General features: G+C 42.3%; 12 protein-coding genes. 9 read left to right on the forward strand and 3 right to left on the reverse strand.

Features of this window, described 5'->3' with window-relative positions; translation table 11 throughout:
- Positions 1-5 precede the first annotated feature (5 nt).
- From E3D81_RS05055 to E3D81_RS05095, 9 genes are all read left to right on the forward strand, one after another.
- Complete coding sequence (locus E3D81_RS05055; protein ID WP_134776656.1) at positions 6-1,076, forward strand: alpha/beta hydrolase; 1,071 nt, start codon at positions 6-8, stop codon at positions 1,074-1,076.
- A 114-nt stretch (positions 1,077-1,190) separates the two neighbouring features.
- Complete coding sequence (locus E3D81_RS05060) at positions 1,191-2,342, forward strand: efflux RND transporter periplasmic adaptor subunit (RefSeq protein WP_134776657.1); 1,152 nt, start codon at positions 1,191-1,193, stop codon at positions 2,340-2,342.
- Positions 2,343-2,345: 3 nt separating this feature from the next.
- Positions 2,346-5,504 carry an efflux RND transporter permease subunit gene (locus E3D81_RS05065; RefSeq protein ID WP_134776658.1) on the forward strand — a complete coding sequence of 1,053 codons (3,159 nt, stop codon included), beginning with the start codon at positions 2,346-2,348 and terminating at the stop codon, positions 5,502-5,504.
- 18 nt (positions 5,505-5,522) lie between these two features.
- Positions 5,523-6,944 (forward strand): efflux transporter outer membrane subunit, encoded by a 1,422-nt coding sequence (locus E3D81_RS05070; protein WP_134776659.1) that lies wholly within the window; start codon positions 5,523-5,525, stop codon positions 6,942-6,944.
- A 167-nt stretch (positions 6,945-7,111) separates the two neighbouring features.
- A complete protein-coding gene (locus E3D81_RS05075) occupies positions 7,112-8,299 on the forward strand; it encodes a hypothetical protein (RefSeq protein ID WP_134776660.1) in 1,188 nt (395 codons plus the stop codon).
- 157 nt (positions 8,300-8,456) lie between these two features.
- On the forward strand, positions 8,457-9,635 hold the full coding sequence (locus tag E3D81_RS05080; protein WP_134776661.1) for a hypothetical protein: 1,179 nt from the start codon (positions 8,457-8,459) through the stop codon (positions 9,633-9,635).
- Complete coding sequence (locus E3D81_RS05085) at positions 9,632-10,579, forward strand: helix-turn-helix domain-containing protein (protein WP_134776662.1); 948 nt, start codon at positions 9,632-9,634, stop codon at positions 10,577-10,579. Before E3D81_RS05080 ends, E3D81_RS05085 begins: the two co-directional genes overlap by 4 nt.
- A 141-nt stretch (positions 10,580-10,720) precedes the next feature.
- Positions 10,721-11,221, forward strand: a complete 501-nt coding sequence (locus tag E3D81_RS05090) for a MauE/DoxX family redox-associated membrane protein (protein WP_134776663.1) — start codon at positions 10,721-10,723, stop codon at positions 11,219-11,221.
- A gap of 31 nt (positions 11,222-11,252) precedes the next feature.
- On the forward strand, positions 11,253-11,540 hold the full coding sequence (locus tag E3D81_RS05095; RefSeq protein WP_134776664.1) for a hypothetical protein: 288 nt from the start codon (positions 11,253-11,255) through the stop codon (positions 11,538-11,540).
- A gap of 45 nt (positions 11,541-11,585) precedes the next feature.
- Here E3D81_RS05095 and E3D81_RS05100 read toward each other — a convergent pair whose 3' ends face one another.
- From E3D81_RS05100 to E3D81_RS05110, 3 genes are read right to left on the reverse strand one after another with little or no spacing between them, the layout of a single operon-like run.
- Positions 11,586-12,944: a RagB/SusD family nutrient uptake outer membrane protein gene (locus E3D81_RS05100; RefSeq protein WP_134776665.1), complete on the reverse strand. Its 1,359-nt coding sequence runs from the start codon at positions 12,942-12,944 to the stop codon at positions 11,586-11,588.
- Positions 12,945-12,964: 20 nt separating this feature from the next.
- On the reverse strand, positions 12,965-16,180 hold the full coding sequence (locus E3D81_RS05105; RefSeq protein ID WP_134776666.1) for a SusC/RagA family TonB-linked outer membrane protein: 3,216 nt from the start codon (positions 16,178-16,180) through the stop codon (positions 12,965-12,967).
- Between the two features lie 15 nt (positions 16,181-16,195).
- Positions 16,196-17,596, reverse strand: a complete 1,401-nt coding sequence (locus E3D81_RS05110) for a redoxin domain-containing protein (protein WP_134776667.1) — start codon at positions 17,594-17,596, stop codon at positions 16,196-16,198.
- Positions 17,597-17,902 lie beyond the last annotated feature (306 nt).

The following is a 17,902-nucleotide window of genomic DNA, read 5'->3' on the forward strand; positions in this document are numbered from 1 at the left end:
GAACAATGAGGAAACAAATAGCAATTCTTACAATGGCAGTCCTGTCCTTTTTAGGGCAGTCCTGTAATCAGAACGCCAATACAAACAACGAAAATTCAGAAAAAATGAGCGATAAATCACAAGAAGAACATTACACCTTTCAATTAAGCGATAAGGTTACACGCCAAAAGGTAACATTCAAGACCCGTTATGGAATTGAACTGACAGGCGATTTGTATGTTCCAAAGAACACCGATGGCAAACCCTTGCAGGCACTTGCCCTTTGTGGCCCATTCGGAGCGGTAAAGGAGCAAGTATCGGGCTTGTATGCCAATCAAATGGCAGCACGTGGTTTTATTACGCTTGCCTTTGATCCATCTTATACGGGAGAAAGCGGTGGCGAACCACGCAACGTAACATCTCCCGATATCAGTACGGAAGATTTGAGCGCAGCCGTGGATTTTCTCGGATTACAGGAAAATGTGGACAGGAACAAAATAGGCATTATCGGAATATGTGGATTTGCGGGCTTTGCACTGAATGCTACTGCGGTCGATAAACGTGTGAAAGCCGTTGCGACTACCAGCATGTACGATATGTCGAGGGTGATGGCAAAAGGTTATTATGATGCCATGACACCGGAAGAACGTAACAAGACTTTGGAAGACCTAAGCCAACAGCGTTGGGTGGATGCAGAGAACGGTACACCTGCCTTAGCACCAAAAAAAGTTACGCCGGATAAATTGAAAGGAGACGAACCTCAATATGTAAAGAACTACATTGATTACTATACAACAGAAAGAGGTTTTCATCCACGCTCATTAGGTTCCAATTCGGGCTGGACATTGACCAATCCGTTGTCATTTATGAATATGCCGCTTCTGACAAACATAAAAGAGATTTCGCCAAGACCGATACTGCTCATCGCAGGAGAAAAGGCGCATTCCCGTTATTTCAGTGAAGATGCCTATAAATTGGCAGCCGAGCCTAAGGAGTTAATGATTATACCCGATGCCGTTCATACCGACCTGTATGACAAATTAGACGTAATTCCATTTGACAAGTTGCAGGCATTCTTCAAAGAGCATTTGAAATAATCTCCGTTCCGAACATATAGCCCAAGTTATTAACGGATAACCGATAAGCGTTCCCCAAAAGAACGCTGGGGGGAAATCGTTTGCCTAACAGAAAGTAAGATTAAAAATATTGAGATGAATTATTTAACAAAAAATACAGCCCTTGCAGCCCTGTCAACGGTACTTTTTGCTTCCTGCGGAGGGAATGATGCCCCACAGGAAGAAGCACGGCCTTACCCTGTTGTCGAAGTTGATAGCAGGGATGTTCAGGCATACCAAACTTACCCCACTTCTATACAGGGAACCAATAATAACGATGTCCGTGCCAAGATACAGGGCTATATAAGGGATGTGCTGGTGGATGAGGGGCAGCGTGTACGCAGAGGGCAAATTATGTTCCGTTTGGAAACCAATGCCCTTACCCAAAATGCAAATGCGGCGCAATCGGGCGTTGCGGCAGCACGGGCAAGAGTGGAAGCAGCACAGGTGGAGGTGAACAAGCTGCAACCTTTGGTCAATCAGAACATTGTCAGTGGTGTGCTACTGGAAACTGCCAAAGTAAATCTCTTGCAAGCCCAAAGTGAACTGGAGCAAGCGCAGGCAAACCATAAGAGCATTATCGCCAACGTGGACTATTCGGTTATCCGTGCGCCAATAGATGGCGTAGTCGGCAAAATCAATTTAAGGGTGGGTGCTTTGGTCGGGGCATCCGACCAAACACCGATTACAACGGTATCTGATGTCAATGAGCTATACGCCTATTTTTCCATGAATGAAGCAGAATACATCAATTTCCTGTACGAAACAGCGGGCAATTCTTTGGAAGAAAAATTAAAGAACGTTCCACCTGTCGAATTGGTAATGGCAAATGGCAGGTTATACGAAGAAAAAGGGAAAATCAGTGCGGTCACAGGACAGATAAATCCACAGACCGGAAGTATCCAGTTCCGTGTTTCCTTTCCCAACCAGCAACGTGTACTTACCCACGGGAACAGCGGAACAATCCGCATTCCCAAGACATACAAAAATGTACTGGTCATTCCCGAAACAGGAATTTTCGAGCAACAGGGCAAAGTATTCGCCTATACCGTCAAGAACGATACCGTTAAACTGGCAGAGATAAATCAAATCAGCAGGATTGATAAATTGGTACTTGTCGAAAGTGGATTGAAACAAGGCGATATCGTAGTGGCAACTGGTGTGGCAAGTTTGCGTACCAACGATATAATACAGCCAACGAAAACTGTTACGGACAGTATTACCAATAACATCCAGCCAATATTCTAAGCTATGATTAAGAAATTTATAGAGCGACCGGTGTTCTCCACCGTTATCTCGATTATTATAGTCGTGTTGGGCGTACTTGGACTGATGGCACTACCGACAACGCAGTATCCCGATATTGCGCCGCCTACCGTAAAAATTACCGCAAATTTTCCGGGTGCTGATGCAATGACCGTGATGCGTTCAGTCATTACACCCATCGAGGAACAGGTAAACGGTGTGGAGAATATGACTTACGTTTCCTCATCGGCAACCAATGACGGAACGGCAAGCATTGACGTATTTTTTGAATTGGGAACCGACCCCGACATTGCAGCTATGAACGTACAGAACAGGGTAAACAGGGCTTTGCCTTTGTTGCCCCAAGAAGCTACCCGTTCAGGAGTGGTTACGCAAAAGCAGGAAAATTCGGCTTTGATGTTCATTAGGTTTTATGCCACTAATCCATCATTTGATCAACTGTATATCGAGAATTATATAGCCATCAATATCATTCCGGCGATAAAGAGAATTAAAGGAGTGGCAGACGCCCCGATAAACGGTGCAAAAACCTATGCGATGCGTATTTGGTTATTGCCGGAGAAGCTGGCAGCTTATGGACTGGAACCGGAAGATGTGATTGCAAAAATCAATTCGCAAAGCCGTGAAGCAGCGGCAGGTCAGATTGGAAGTAACGCAGGACAAGCCAATGAATACGTTATCCGGTACAAGGGGCGGTTTGAAAGCGAAAATGAATATGAAAATATTATTATCAAGGCATTAGGCAATGGAGAGTTTCTACGACTGAAAGATGTTGCCGATGTGTCGTTTGCCTCGCAGAGCTATTCCGCCGTCGGCGAAACAATGGGCTATGTGAATAGCTCGTTCGGTGTGTTTCAAAGTCCTGGCTCCAATGCGCAGGAAGTCAACAAAGCTGTTTTGGATTACCTTAAAAGTATCGAACCTACCTTGCCAGATGGTTTGCATTGGCTGAACGATTACGACCTCAACACTTTTTTGGAGGGAGCCATTGACCAGGTGGTGGTAACGCTTATCGAAGCATTTATCCTTGTCTTTCTCGTGGTGCTTCTTTTCCTGCAAGATTTCCGGTCTACACTTATTCCGGCTATCGCAGTACCTGTATCCATTGTGGGTAGCTTCTTCTTCCTGAACCTGTTTGGGTTCTCATTGAACCTATTGACACTCTTTGCTCTTGTACTTGCCATAGGTATAGTAGTGGATGATGCGATTGTAGTGGTCGAAGCCGTACACGCCAAACTGGAAAAAGGAAAGCAGGACAGCCGTTCGGCAACAGTGGAGGCTATGGGTGAAATTTCGGGAGCTATTGTTTCCATCACATTGGTATTGGGTGCTGTTTTCGTTCCGGTAACTTTTATCAGTGGCCCCGCAGGTGTCTTCTATCAGCAGTTCGGGATTACCTTGATGGTCGCCATCTTTATTTCAGCAGTCAATGCACTGACATTAACGCCTATGCTCTGCGCATTGTTCCTAAAATATAACCACACGGACAAAGCATACGCAGACAAAAATATGGTGCAGAAGTTCAACCATAAGTTCAATACGGCTTTTCACCTGACGACCAAGCGTTATGCTGGTTTAGTAAAAGGGCTTATCAGGAAAAAATGGATTGTGGGTACAATGTTCATTGCCGCAATAGGTCTGATAATTTGGGCAAACAGTTCTATGCCGAAAGGCTTTGTGCCTTTGGAAGACCGGGGCGTAATCTTCATCAATGTAGAACTTCCGCCGGGTGCTTCAATGGAAAGAACGTATTCCGTAATGAAAGAATTGGAGGGAAAGGTTAAAGATATTCCGGGTGTAGATAGGTTCAGCATAGCCACCGGAGCCAGCATGTTTTCGGGAACAGGCAGTAATAACGCTTCTGCCTACATCCACCTGCCACCTTTTGAACAGCGGAAAGGAGACGAAGAATTGGGCTTGAACACCGTTGTCAGAAAATTGAACGAACGGGCAAAAACTATTCCCGAAGCCAATATTGTATTCTTTGCCCCAGCAAGCGTTCGGGGCTTTGGAAACAGTGCCGGATTTTCGATGGTTCTTCTCGACCGGGGCGGTAACGACATTGCAGATGTGGACAAAGTAGCCCGAAATTTCATTGTGGAGTTAGAGAAAAGACCGGAGATTGATTTCGTGCAGACTTCGTTCAATGTCGGCTATCCGCAATACGAAATGATAGTCAACGCAGAAAGAGCGGAAGAAAGTGGCGTGGAAGTTTCCAACATCCTTTCTGCCATGCAGGGGTATATAGGCGGCTTCTATGCGGCAGACTTCACGAGGTTTGGAAAGCCGTACCGGGTAATGGTGCAGTCCCTACCGGAAAGTCGGATGGACGAAAGGCTTTTGGAACAATTGACGATTAGAACGGCATCGGGAGAAATGGCTCCAATATCCCAATTTGTTTCGCTGGAACGGACGTACGGCCCACAGGTGGTCAAACGTTTCAACCTGTTCACATCGGTACAGCTTGAGGGAGCAAACGCACCGGGTTACAGTACGGGCGATGCCATAGCCGCATTTCAGGAAGTAGCTGCACAAAGTTTGCCAGCCGATTATACGGTGGACTATGCAGGTCTGACAAGAGAGGAAATTGCGGTAGGTAACCAGACTTTGTTTATTTTCCTGCTCTGCGTGATGTTTATTTACCTGTTATTGTCAGCGCAGTACGAAAGTTTCATACAGCCCCTTACGGTCATTTTTTCCCTGCCTTTCGGTATAATGGGTGCTTTTGTAGGACAGCATCTTGCTGGATTGGAAAACAATATCTATTTCCAAGTTGCCCTGATTATGCTTGTAGGTCTTTTGGCGAAGAATGCGATTTTGATTGTCGAGTTTGCACAGCATCGGAGAAACAACGGGGAAACTATCGCCGCCGCTGCCATCAATGCTGCAAAAGCAAGGTTACGCCCTATTCTGATGACCTCGCTGGCGTTTATAGCGGGTATGCTTCCATTGGTGTTTTCCAATGGCATGGGCGAGGTCGGAAACCGTTCAATCGGTACGGGAGCAGCAGCAGGCTTGTTGATAGGTACGGTATGCGGTGTATTGGTCATCCCCGTTCTGTTCGTCATTTTCCAATGGTTGCAGGAAAAGGTAAAACCGATAAGAGCAAAAGAAATTTCGGACGAACAACCGGACAATGTTTAACGATAAAAAGTTTAAGTTTTGAAAAACACAAAAATTGCAAAATGGCTTCCTTTGATTGCCCTGTTGTTTACGTTGCAATCCTGTTTTGTGGCGAAACTATATGAACGCCCGCAGAACGCTTTGCCCACAGTAGATTTATTCCGAAAGGAATACCAGCAGGTGGACAGCACCAATATGGGACTGATCAAAAGAACGGATTTCTTTACAGACCCCATTCTTCAGGCGCATATCGAAACCGCTTTACAGGAAAATCTTGATTTGAATATCGCTTTGGAAAATATAAAGGCGAGCCAGTCCTATTACCTACAATCGAGCAAAGCGTTCCTGCCCTCGGTAAGTGTTGCACCAGCGGTCAATTATACCACGCAATCACAGAATACGCAGTTCGGGCGGTTGATTGGAGAGCGTATGCACATCGTTCAGTACGACCTTACGGCTTCGCTTTCTTGGGAGGCGGATATTTGGGGCAAGCTGACGAGTTCCAAAAGAGCAGCTTTTGCCGATATGCAACGCACCATAGCAGGGCAACAGGCGTTCCAAACAACACTGATTAGCAATGTAGCTTCATTGTATTATCAGTTATTGGTGCTGGACGAACAAAAGAAAGTCACAGAGCATACTATTGAAACAAGAAAAAAATCTTTGGAAACTTCCAAAGCGTTGAAATTGGGTGGAACACTAACCGAAGCGGCAGTTAAGCAGAGCGAAGCACTGATATACAATGCACAGTCGCTTTTGGTACAGCTTAACAATCAGATTGAAATTACCGAAAATGCTTTTAATCTACTGTTAGCAAGCGAACCGAAAACGGTTGAGCGGGGAACATTGGACGGACAGCAGGTAATCACGGATTTGGCAATCGGTGTACCGTATCAGCTATTATCCAACCGCCCCGATGTGCGTGCCACAGAATATGAGTTGATGCGTACTTTTCAAATGGTCAATGTAGCAAAAGCAGATTTTTATCCGAGTTTAAGGCTTACCGCAAGTTCGGGTTTCCAGAGCATAGATATTGACCAACTGTTTAGCCCACGGGCAATATTCGGCAATGTGATTGGGTCATTGACACAGCCCCTATGGAACCAACGCAGACTAAAGACCCGACACGAGGTAAGTCTGGCAAATCAGCAGATTGCTTATCTGAATTACCGTAAATCCATTTTGAATGCAGGTAAAGAGGTAGCTGATGCGTTGAGCAATTTCAAATCAAATAATCAGATTGAGGAATTTAAGGTTAAGGAATACGAAGCCTACCGCACGGCAACCCGGTATTCAGAGCAATTGATGAACCACGGTTTGGCAAATTATCTTGAAGTATTGCGGGCGCAGGAAAATGAGTTGAACACACAGATTAATATTCTTGATGCGAAATATCAAAAGTTAAACTCCATAGTACAATTGTACAGAGCATTAGGGGGTGGCTGGGAGAAAACCGAGTAAACGTTTACTATTTAATCAACAATGCCGTTGGTAATAGCTCATACTATTATCGACGATTTTTGGCTTTATAATTAAAATAACATATAATCTATCTTGACTACAAAGTTTTGTTTGTGACAAAATTAGGGTATAGCGAAAAGGATTTATAAACTTATATACGAATATCTATGGAACACGAAAAATACCCGTTGGAATGGTTAGACTTGTTAGTTATGGTTACATTAAATCCAACTAAAACAGATGTTTCTTCCATAACCCAAAAACAAGCAGAACAAATCGAAAGTCGTTTGAGTGAAGAAACCTTACGCTTGCAGTCACTTATTAAAAGCCAAGTGTTTTCCATCAACAAGGAAGATGAAATAGACCTACTCATAAAACAATATCATGCTTCGCTGATCGCCTTGCTCGACCAGACAATCAGGAACCAGGAACTAACGGAACCCGAAGCAGAACCAATACAAAATTTAAACAAGGTCTTGCTTACAAATCTTGATGAACTGTTCTCTTTTTTAGAAATTCGATTTTCCAAATATGTCAGTCTTGACGAACGGTTACCTGTCACCTATTTTGACGTGACCAAACGAGAACTTAAAATAAAGATAGACAGGTTACAGAAGTGTGCATTGGATAATCCGGTTGTAAAATTGCTGGTCAATAAGATGACGAATTTTATAACATCGCCATCACATCCATACGATCTGACTTTTAGAGTGGTGCTGTACTTTCGGGAGCTTATAAATGGATTGGAAAAGATTGATTGGTCGAATAATGACAATGAAGAATTTTCCCAATTGGAACATCTGCTGATATATTTGAATTTCAACAGCAAAAAATTTATGAATTTGCTTACTGATCGTCTCGCGACCGAAGTTAACCGTTATGAACAGCCTGTCGAAAGAATGGATAAGCTATTGTATTTCTATAAAGCATATAATCAATTGCACCGCAAACCCAATATGAAACTCAATCCAAAATATCGGGATTTGGACGAAGTAATCGGCAATTGGTTTTCGCAGGAAATCGTTTACTTGGAAAAGAAATTGAGATTGGTTGTCTTACCATTACAGGGAGGAACGGGTAATGGTATAGAACAAACACCAAAACAAAAAATCCTTTGCGTCCTTTCTACAGATCAAATGGCATTGATACTTAGAGCAACGGACGATCTAAGAATTATCCAGTCTAAATCACTTAACGAGTTTTTTAGGACAATAGCCCCTTATCTATCTACCCCCTATAAAGAAGATATTTCACCCGGAGCTATGCGAAGCAAAGCTTATAGCCCAGAGGAAAGAGACAGGCAGATTGCCATCGAAACATTGGAACGGATCATAGAGAAGATCAAAGAATATTAGCCTAAGAAAGACCTAAATCTTTTCTAATTTCTGCTTAAATAACCACGGGTACAAAAAGGGAACACCAAAAGTTGTACTTGTAGCCCCTTATACTTTGTCCTATTTTGGGTTTTATTCAAAAACCTTAGTTGTATGTCAGATTATAAGTTTTGTGTTTATGGAAGGAGTATCAATGAATTGGCTGTACACATTGGAAGACAGTTTACATCCCAGTAAACTAAATATCTACGAAGAACACCACAATCTTTATCAATTAATGGCCGATTTAGAGAAAGAGATTAAGCAGTTTCGGCCTTATTTTATTGAACAGCTTGGTAATTCAGAGAAAGTTGCAAGAATTTACCTTATTCAATTAATAGAGGTGAGCAATAAAATCTATGCCTATCTAACCAAAATGTCAGCATTGTGGACGAAAGGCCATTTCCCAAACTACATACGGAATATTTATCAACACGTTCTTTGTTTATTGGGGTCATTAATGGAAATGTGTGGGGGCTTTGACCGAGAAATCCAATTAGGACTTCCTTTAACAAACTATTCATTATCCAATATAAGGATCATGTTAAACCAAAAGTTTGAAGTCGTCCGTAAACAAATCGGAAATTCCAATATAGATAAGCAATTAAGCGAGCTCTTGTTGTCCGGCCTGCAATCCCATATCCGAAAAAAAGAAATGAAGAAATCCGACCTTGATTACGCCTGTCTGATATTGGACAAAGTAAAAGATTCGGAAGGCTATTCAACGACAGAAATGGAAAACCTTTTATATCAATATGATTTTAATACCCCGGCTTTTTTCAATTACTGCATCATTAATTGTAACCGCGTGCTTTTGGACACGCCAAGCCTGCATGAGCAGATGGAAATACTGATAGGATTTGAGGATAGAATAAACGGACTACCCCCAAGAACCGCTTTAAGATGGATGCCGGAAGACATATCCATTAGAGAACAATTGAGCGTATTCCTAAAAGAGAAAAAAGCACATCTTCAACAACGGATGGAGTTGCGCCGATCTGAAATTGAAGATCATAAACTCACCGAGGAAAACGACCGTATGGAGGTAAACGTACCTGTTACCCAATTAGGATTATTAGTGCGGTTATTTATGGAAAGAGGTATTCTACCTAAAGAGGATGTAGGACGGACTTTTGCTCACTATGCACGACACTACCGCACGCCCAAGACATCCTTTATCTCCGCCGAAAGCCTGCAAAAGAAATCTACCAATATCGAGTACTCAACAGCAAATAAAGTTAAGGGGCATCTGATCGGTATGGTCAACTGGCTAAATGAACATCACAATACCAACCGAGATAAAGAGCATACTTCATGAAGATACCCTATACACTCTATATAGACGACGAGCGGTTAAACCACGATGAGCAGCCCCAAGATGTTCCCGATTGGAATAGGTATCAATTACCCTTTGCTAAAGAACGGCTTCTTTTAAAAGTGCCGGAGTTACAATTGTTCACCCAACAGTTGGTTCACGATCCATTCTTTATTGATCTGGTTGAAATTAATGTCAAGGAGCCTGCATATGTTCCTTTCGTTATCCACGATAGGCAACTATATATGTATTTTATGCTAAAAGGTACCCTGCTCTATACGACCGAAAATAAAAGACCAATTGTCAGGACACAGGCCAACACGCTCATGATGTCGTACTATGACAAAGGATCATATTTTGCCTACGCCAAGAAAGGGAAACATATTGCGCTGGTCGTGAGCATAGACACAGAGTGGATCAAGAGCATCGCCCATGACTATCAAAATATCCAATGTATTTTGCAAAGGTTCACGCATAGCACACGTCTTTATGATACGATGTATATACGTCGCATGGATCGAAAAATACAGCGGTGGCTTTATAAAATTTATAGTTACTCACGAGACAATAAAGGAGCATTGGACGGAAACTTACGCAAGTATATTAGTCTTTTACTGGAATACTACGATAAGGCATTAGAAGATCAGGACAATGATATAGCTTTTGAAATAAAAATTTTTGTGGAAGCCAATTATTGCGATGAAAGATTAAGCATTAAGTTTTTGTCCGATCACTTCAATATGACAGAACGAACCTTGACAAACATATTCAAACGAAGATACCACCTTAGCGTACAACAATATTACACCGATCTACGGATGCAGAAAGCGATCAACCTAATGGATCAGGAGAGCATCAGCATCAAGGACGTGTATATGAAAGTTGGATATACCGATGAAAGGACTTTTCGCTATGCCTTAGAGAGCTACCAAAAGCGCAATAAGTAACCATTTTTCCGAAAATTGAAAGATATGGTAAGATTTTAACACAAGTTTGCTCAATTTTTACCGTTTCTTTCTTTCCCACGTTTCCATCTTTGGTGAACTTTATACCAAAGGATGATACAGCATCATTAGCTACTAAAAGCAATGGAAACAACAATTACATATCAAGACCAACGAAAGAAAAAACAGATAGCTTTCAATACAGTAATTGCACTATTGCTACTCCTTTGGGTGCCCGTGAGCATCGATAAGTTGATAGATTTTGCAGCCTTTAAAGATGGCATCTTAAAACAACCTTTTTCTAATGATTTAGGCTATGTTCTTATTTATACCCTGCCAGCTTTGGAGCTGCTGATCGTATTTGCATTAGTATCCGAAAAATTCCGCAGGGTTGGTTTAATCCTATCCACCTTATTAATGGCGGTCTTTACAGGTTATATAGCCGTGGCTCTCCTGGGCGCATGGGAGAAGTTGCCTTGTGGTTGTGGATCAGTCATTAGGGGAATGACTTGGACACAGCATTTTTTCTTTAATCTATTTTTCTTAGTCCTAAGTGTTTTGGGGCTTTACTTATGGTATAAACTACGAGGTAGCACCGTGGGAAATGGAGCTACCGAGGGCGGGTCGGCCAAAAGACGGTTATAAAAATATTTTATAACGTCAAAATTCTAAGACAATGAAAAAGTTAAAAGTAAATGTATTATCGATTGCGGCATTAGCGATCGGAGTATTAACGATGTCGTTTAAGATGGTTAAAAAAATCACTCATGATGAAGAAATGGTATGGCGTTATACCCCTTCGACGCCAGCCGGGCATAACAACCCAGCAAATTATGTCCCTGCCAGTGGAAGCGAAAACTGTCCCAATGAGTCGGATGTTCGCTGTACCTTGGAAGCGCCTGATAATGGAAGCGGACAACCAGATCTTTCACAAGCTACCAACATTACATTTAAAGCGAGGTAGTTAGCCATTAAAAAGCGGAACTTCGCGTTCCGCTTTTTCTTACAACTAACGTGGATTCTGCTGAATCCCGGTCATTTCAATGACGGCAGATGGAATGGGAAATACATACCTATTATCGTTAGGCGATAATACATATTCCTTATCTGCTATCTTCTTCTTCAGAGTCACAGCGAATCTAGGCTCTTTATTCAAGCGCTTTAAATCAGACCATCTCAGTCCCCTAAATACTAATTCTTTTCTTCGCTCATCCAAAATTATTTTTAAGGCATCAACCTCTGTCATTGTGGAATAGGGAATGTAAGATTCTGCTTTCCATCGTTTTGATAGTAGAGCATCCAAATCTTGTAGTCCTTTCTCGGTTTGACCTAGGCGGGCATAACATTCCGCCCTTATCAGAAACAGTTCGTCAGTCGCCAATCCGTTAAACAGTCCATCATCACCATTGTAACCTGATTTGTAACTGAAAGTCCCGTCGCCATTACTAATAAAAAACAAGGTCCTTCGAAGATCATCGTGGTGGTAAGACGCAAACAACTCAGGATCGATTTTAGGCACCGGTGGATAAGGCAAAAAGTTCCAAAGCCGCACATGATAGATTACCTCTTCATTAAATATGGCAAATGGATTTTGGGCTGTCATGTCTAACGTATTATAATTTATGAGCTGACTATGCGAAGCCAGCGCCTCACTTGCAGAAGCTCGCGCTAGTTCATACCGACCTATGTTTAGATAAATCCTGGCTAAAAAAGCGTATGCAGCAGTTTTTGTTGGCCTAGTTTTTAATGTAGTTGTTTCATTCAACAGAACTACTGCCTCTTGCATATCCTTTATGATTTGCTCGTAACATTCCGCAACCGTAGCGCGTTTGACCGGGATATTAAAATCCGAGGATAGCCTTAAAGGGATACCAAGATCAGATTTTGAGGTTGTGTTATCCCATGCTTTAGAGAAAATCTGTAACAGACTGTAAAACGCATAAGACCGAAAAAACAAAGCCTGTCCACGAATATCATCTATCTGATTTTGTGTGCCTTGTTTTATCTCTCCATTGGCAATCGCGTCTAGAATAACGTTAGCGTTGTAAACGGCTACATACGGCAAAGACCAGTCGTTTCGTTCCATATCGTCAAATACATGATCTCCCCAAATATAACTCTGCCGATGCGATTGCCAGCTAAGTGATTGCCAGTCTTCGGTAAGCAAATAAAAATCACCAGCGGCAAACTCACCCGATGTAGGATGGGCCGTTATAAATACACTCGTATTGTTCAATAAAGCCTGAGCGTCTTTTACCGATGACAGGACAACCAATTTCTTATTTGGCTTTTCATCCAAAAATTTTTCACATCTCACGAACAGAACACAGGATATTGCGGCCAGTATGTATAAGATTCTTCTTTTCATATCTTGTAATATTTTTGATTTTAAAATGTCGCTCTACAGCCTAAGGATATAGTTACCGGCAGTGGGTAGCCTCCTGAATAATAATCTGGATCTAAGTCCGCCTTGTTAGCTCGCCATATCATTCCAAGGTTGTTCAGGTAAGCGTAGATCTGTAACTGTTTAATATATTTCCCGGTTTTGTTATCGCCCAAACGATATGACATGTTGATATCTTGCAGCCTCAAATGATCGCCTTTCTCTACAAGTACAGTCGAATTGTTGTAAAAAGCGTCCCTCGCGGAGTTTGCCGGATAAGGTAAAGACGGGACATTTGTACTTTTCTCATCGCCAGGATTCTGCCAACGTTTTAGGTAATCAGCATGGCCGCCCCTCCAGTTTGCGTATAGCGCCAGATAATCAATGCTACTTCTTCGGAAATAATATCCTCCTTTTAACGTCATCGTAAACGAAAGGGAGAAATCCTTGTACGAGAATGTATTGCGTAAGGAACCAAACACGGTAGGCACAGCCGAACCGTGAAAAACTAGTGAGGACGGCGATCCAGATGTTATAGCGTAATAATCCTTGCTTATTTCACCATCAAGATAACCTTGCGGATCGCCATTCTGGGGATCCAGTCCCGCCCAAGGATAACTATAGATGCCGTAAACCGGCTTACCCTTAAAGGGAGAAACCAGAAGTCCATACCCTACATAATTAGCCGCCAGAGATGAACTTGACATTTCATAATTAGTGACCTGGTTGGTGGTATAATTCAAGATCGCATCTGTTCGCCATTTAAACTGGCGCTCTATAATACGTCCATGCAGCACCAAATCTAACCCATTCCCTTTCATTTGCGCTACGTTACCCTTATATAGAAACTCAGCAGTTGGAGATATAACACCTGTGGTAGGATCAATCGGTGCTTGTCCGATCAGATCTATTCCTTTTCTCGCATAATAGTCTATACTACCTGAAAATCGATTGTTTTTAAAGCCGAAGTCAATTCCTAGGTTTAACATTCCTGATTTTTCCCAGCGTAATTCGGGATTTCCGGGGCTGAAAACGTAGGCATAATCAAGCCCTGTAAGATAGGTATTGCTGGCAGACCGCAAGGTTGTAAGCGCCGACAGCGTATTGTCGACATTACCATTGTAACCATACGTCGCTCGGAATTTGAGCACTGGCAACATGTCAAGCCTGTAGAAGTCCTCTTTATGCACTTGCCAGCTTAAACCTGACGACCACAGCGGTACCCCTTTCTGGTTGGTCGCAACACCAAATAAGTTAGAGGCATCTTTGCGCAGACTTGCCGATAACGTGTACCTATCTTTTAACGTATAAGCGGCATTTCCATAATAGGAAGTAAACCTAAATAGAACATCTTCAAAATTAGTATTATTCGGTATGCGCAACATTCCACGCAGATTGTTGTAAGTTGGAAGGAGGTCCGCATAGTTTACACTTCCGAATGTTAGAAGCTCGCCATTGTAACCATAAGTACGGTTTCTATTGGAAGTGGTATGGGTTTGTCGAATCTCCATACCCACGATTGCCGAAAGTTCATGTATTGCATGCCAGGTTTTGTTATAGTTTAGCTGCCCTCTTCCAACATGGGATTTCAAGTTTGATTGCCCTAAATCGAGAAACCCACCTGTGGGAACACGGTAGTTTATTACCGATCCATCCTGATAACTGAAAAGATTAACCCAATTGCGCGCAGGGAAACTATTAGGAACGGCATAGTTTCGGTCGCTCCCCGATTGCTGTTGATACTGATATCGTGCTTCCAGGCCAAATCCATTGGAGAGTTTATATTGGATCCCCGCATTCAAACGGATATCGTTTTGTTGTGACGTATTATCTGCGAGATTCAGTTCTTCCAAAGGTCTGTATTGCCAGTCAAGAAGTTTATCAGAGCCGACCGTATCAATATAAGCCAGACGATATTCATAAGGTATCGCTAATGGGTTTCCATTTGCGTCAGCTAGGGAAGCATATGGGTAAAATCCCTTCGGAGCGGAATTAATCATTTGAAGGCCCAAATTATTATTTTGGCTATTGATTTGGGTGAAAACTATGCCAGCTTGGAGGTATAATCCTTCCAAGGGATTGAAGTTATTTTCCGATCGGAGCGTTAACCTATCCAAGCCATTACGCTTTAGGTTCTCCTGGTTCTTATCCCATCCAGCCGATAGCATGTAGTTGTACTTATTTGAGCCGCCGCTATAACTCAATGCGTACTGTTGATTGAGATTTGACTGATAAAAATATTTACTCAGGTCATTGCGTACATCAACTTTCTTAAATGATTCAATTTGTTCATTCACTTCTTTGGAAGACAATTTCCCGTTTCTTAGCTGCGAAAGAAGTTCAACGACCGGGGAAACCACGGGTTTTCTTACGTTGTTTAAGGTGGCATTGTAGTAGCCCTTATCAAAAAGATACAACTCCAAATCAATAAAATCAGCTGCGTTCAACATCGGAGCATAGAAAAGATTGGGCTTAGCTCCATAGGTTAGATTAGCAGAGAAATCGACGGAAGAGGGCCTATTGTATTTCCCTTTTTTGGTGGTTATTACAATTACGCCATTGGCGGCTCGTACGCCCCAAATGGAAGCTGCCGCTGCATCTTTAAGAAACGTAATATTGTCAACATCATTGGGATTGATATTATCAATGTCCCCCTCGTAGGGGAAATTATCCAATATAATCAGTGGGGATGCATTCCCCATAATGGTGCTCCGCCCCCTTATCGATAAACTTTTACCGCCTGATCTATTGTTGAAATTCAAGCTGCTGTTCCCTTCTAAGCGGCTAAGAATGCCAGTACTGACACTCCGGTTGATTAACTCATTGTTTAGGGTTTCAAAAGATCCCGTGGCTCTCTCCTTAGGGAGACTTTGGTATCCTGTATTAACCACGACTTCTTCCAGCTGTGTGGCTTGCGCTTTTTTAAGAGTGACCACAATAAATAACGGACTCGTATTTTTTATACCGACTCTTTTCTCGTGGTAACCCAGATGACTGACCAGAAGGGTATCAGCATTCGAATTGAGATGAATAGTGAAATTGCCATCACTTTTAGCAATTATAGAGCCTTGCTTACCCATTAGCCGCACACTGCTACTGGCTAATGGTTGATTATCTTCGTTCACGACTGCTAACGAAATAGTGCGCGGCTTGGTGGTTTGCGCAACCCCGAGCGTCGCGTAGATAGTTAATATGGCAACTAGTATATATTTCATAACCATTGTTTCGTTAAATTCTTAATGATCACTGATAATAAAAAACTCAATCTCCCGCTTAGCTTTCTCCAATGAAATACCCTGCTTGCGAAGGGCTTCCTGCAGAGGCGTCAAATCCTTTTGATCTGGTCTTGGAAATTGCAAATCGAGCGTTTTTGAATAATTTGTTTCATCAACGACCAGCAAGGGTAACACTTCATTTAGGTAACCATAGAGTGCATCCATGGTATTGTTTTGGGTGTAAATTTGACCGCTATCTTCATCAAAGAAATTATCCTTTCTTTCACCTCCCTTGGAGGAAGATTTATGGAGATTTGGCAAAGCTTTCAAAACATAGCAATCAGTCTTTCGTTTCTCAAAACGTGCATTTAAGCCAAAAAAATGTTGAAGATCAACCGCCACCCGTCCCCGCACTTTATCAGCTTCGCTTAATGGCGTAATTAGCTCGTAAGTAAACAAATCGCTGGTCGATGGCCGACTGGGATCTTCGGAGCTAACAAAAAGCGCTCGCTTGACAGAATCTATAATTTCGTACTTAATACGCTCTTTGGAGAAGCTCTGAATCTTTTTATAAGCAAGTGAGTATAATGTAAGCGCGCGGCAATTGATGCCATAAATTCGAGAAGTTTTGTTGATAGAATCAGATATAACTGACGAAGTCATTTGGAAAACCCCTGGAATCGCCTCTGAAAACAAGGATCGATATTTTATTGCCGTACCATTGCCGCCATTCCCATCAATAAATAAAGGCTTTTTAGAATCGAAGCTTAGTAAGTCAACTTTATTCGGAACGTTCAAATTCTCACCATTGATTACTGCTTTAATATTCGCTCTGTTCACGGGTTCAATTCCAGTGATTGCCTCGATCCTACCCTCAGGATTCACCCATACATAATGGGGGATATATTTATGGGGGAAGTATTCTTGTAAAATCGAGTTGTTTACGACCGTCGGCAGTTGCCATCTTTGGGCCTTAATAAACGTCTCCGCCTTCTCTAGCTTATCATTGGTTACAGGTATAATAACAACTTCTTTGGTTAACTCTTTTTGAATCGTGTCTAATTTCTGTAAGGATGTAATACATGATGGACACCATGTAGCCCAAAAATCCAAGATAATTAGCTTGCCCTTATATTCACTTAGGGTAATGCTTTCTCTACCCTCTGGGTGATTGACCACTTGTAAGGGTAAATCCCAAAGCGCATCGGGTACCGGATCGCCGATATTGAGGGCTGCAATGTTGTTTGCAGTCCCGACTTCTCGGGACTGCGCTTGGATCGACGATCCACTAAACAACATGAAACATAAGACTGTAAAAAAGTGCCTGCCGGATACGCCCAGTGCTACGTATCCTTTATTGGCAGGCTGAAATATCTGCTTTAGCTTATGCCAAAGCATGGCCACGGCGTGTAATAACGTCATTTTTAGAATTATAAAGTTTATAATGCTGATTAATTAATCCTTTAGTAAAATAAAGGAGGACGTCAAACAGGGGACTTTATTAGGTTTTTGTAGAGTTTCTTTTTCATCTTGTTGTTCCTTAGCTTGATACAGAGGGAACAACAGATAGCAAAAAAGGCTACGAGGGCTATGTTCCGTCTGATAGTAACGAGGCACCGGCTAAGGGCCCAGACAACTACAGCTGATAGGAACACGCCCTCGTAGCCATAAATATGGTACGAGGACAGTGCTTTCATCCTACCACTCGTTGTCTTCGAAATTTTAGCC

The sequence above is a fragment of the Sphingobacterium sp. CZ-2 genome (assembly GCF_004526235.1).
Classification (GTDB): Bacteria; Bacteroidota; Bacteroidia; order Sphingobacteriales; family Sphingobacteriaceae; genus Sphingobacterium; species Sphingobacterium tenebrionis.

Bases quoted from the DNA above. Each gene is read 5' to 3' on its own strand.
- E3D81_RS05055 (WP_134776656.1), top strand. From the start codon at position 6: ATGAGGAAACAAATAGCAATTCTTACAATGGCAGTCCTGTCCTTTTTA.
- E3D81_RS05060 (WP_134776657.1), top strand. From the start codon at position 1,191: ATGAATTATTTAACAAAAAATACAGCCCTTGCAGCCCTGTCAACGGTA.
- E3D81_RS05065 (WP_134776658.1), top strand. From the start codon at position 2,346: ATGATTAAGAAATTTATAGAGCGACCGGTGTTCTCCACCGTTATCTCG.
- E3D81_RS05075 (WP_134776660.1), top strand. From the start codon at position 7,112: ATGGAACACGAAAAATACCCGTTGGAATGGTTAGACTTGTTAGTTATG.
- E3D81_RS05080 (WP_134776661.1), top strand. From the start codon at position 8,457: ATGGAAGGAGTATCAATGAATTGGCTGTACACATTGGAAGACAGTTTA.
- E3D81_RS05085 (WP_134776662.1), top strand. From the start codon at position 9,632: ATGAAGATACCCTATACACTCTATATAGACGACGAGCGGTTAAACCAC.
- E3D81_RS05090 (WP_134776663.1), top strand. From the start codon at position 10,721: ATGGAAACAACAATTACATATCAAGACCAACGAAAGAAAAAACAGATA.
- E3D81_RS05095 (WP_134776664.1), top strand. From the start codon at position 11,253: ATGAAAAAGTTAAAAGTAAATGTATTATCGATTGCGGCATTAGCGATC.
- E3D81_RS05100 (WP_134776665.1), bottom strand. From the start codon at position 12,944: ATGAAAAGAAGAATCTTATACATACTGGCCGCAATATCCTGTGTTCTG.
- E3D81_RS05105 (WP_134776666.1), bottom strand. From the start codon at position 16,180: ATGGTTATGAAATATATACTAGTTGCCATATTAACTATCTACGCGACG.
- E3D81_RS05110 (WP_134776667.1), bottom strand. From the start codon at position 17,596: ATGACGTTATTACACGCCGTGGCCATGCTTTGGCATAAGCTAAAGCAG.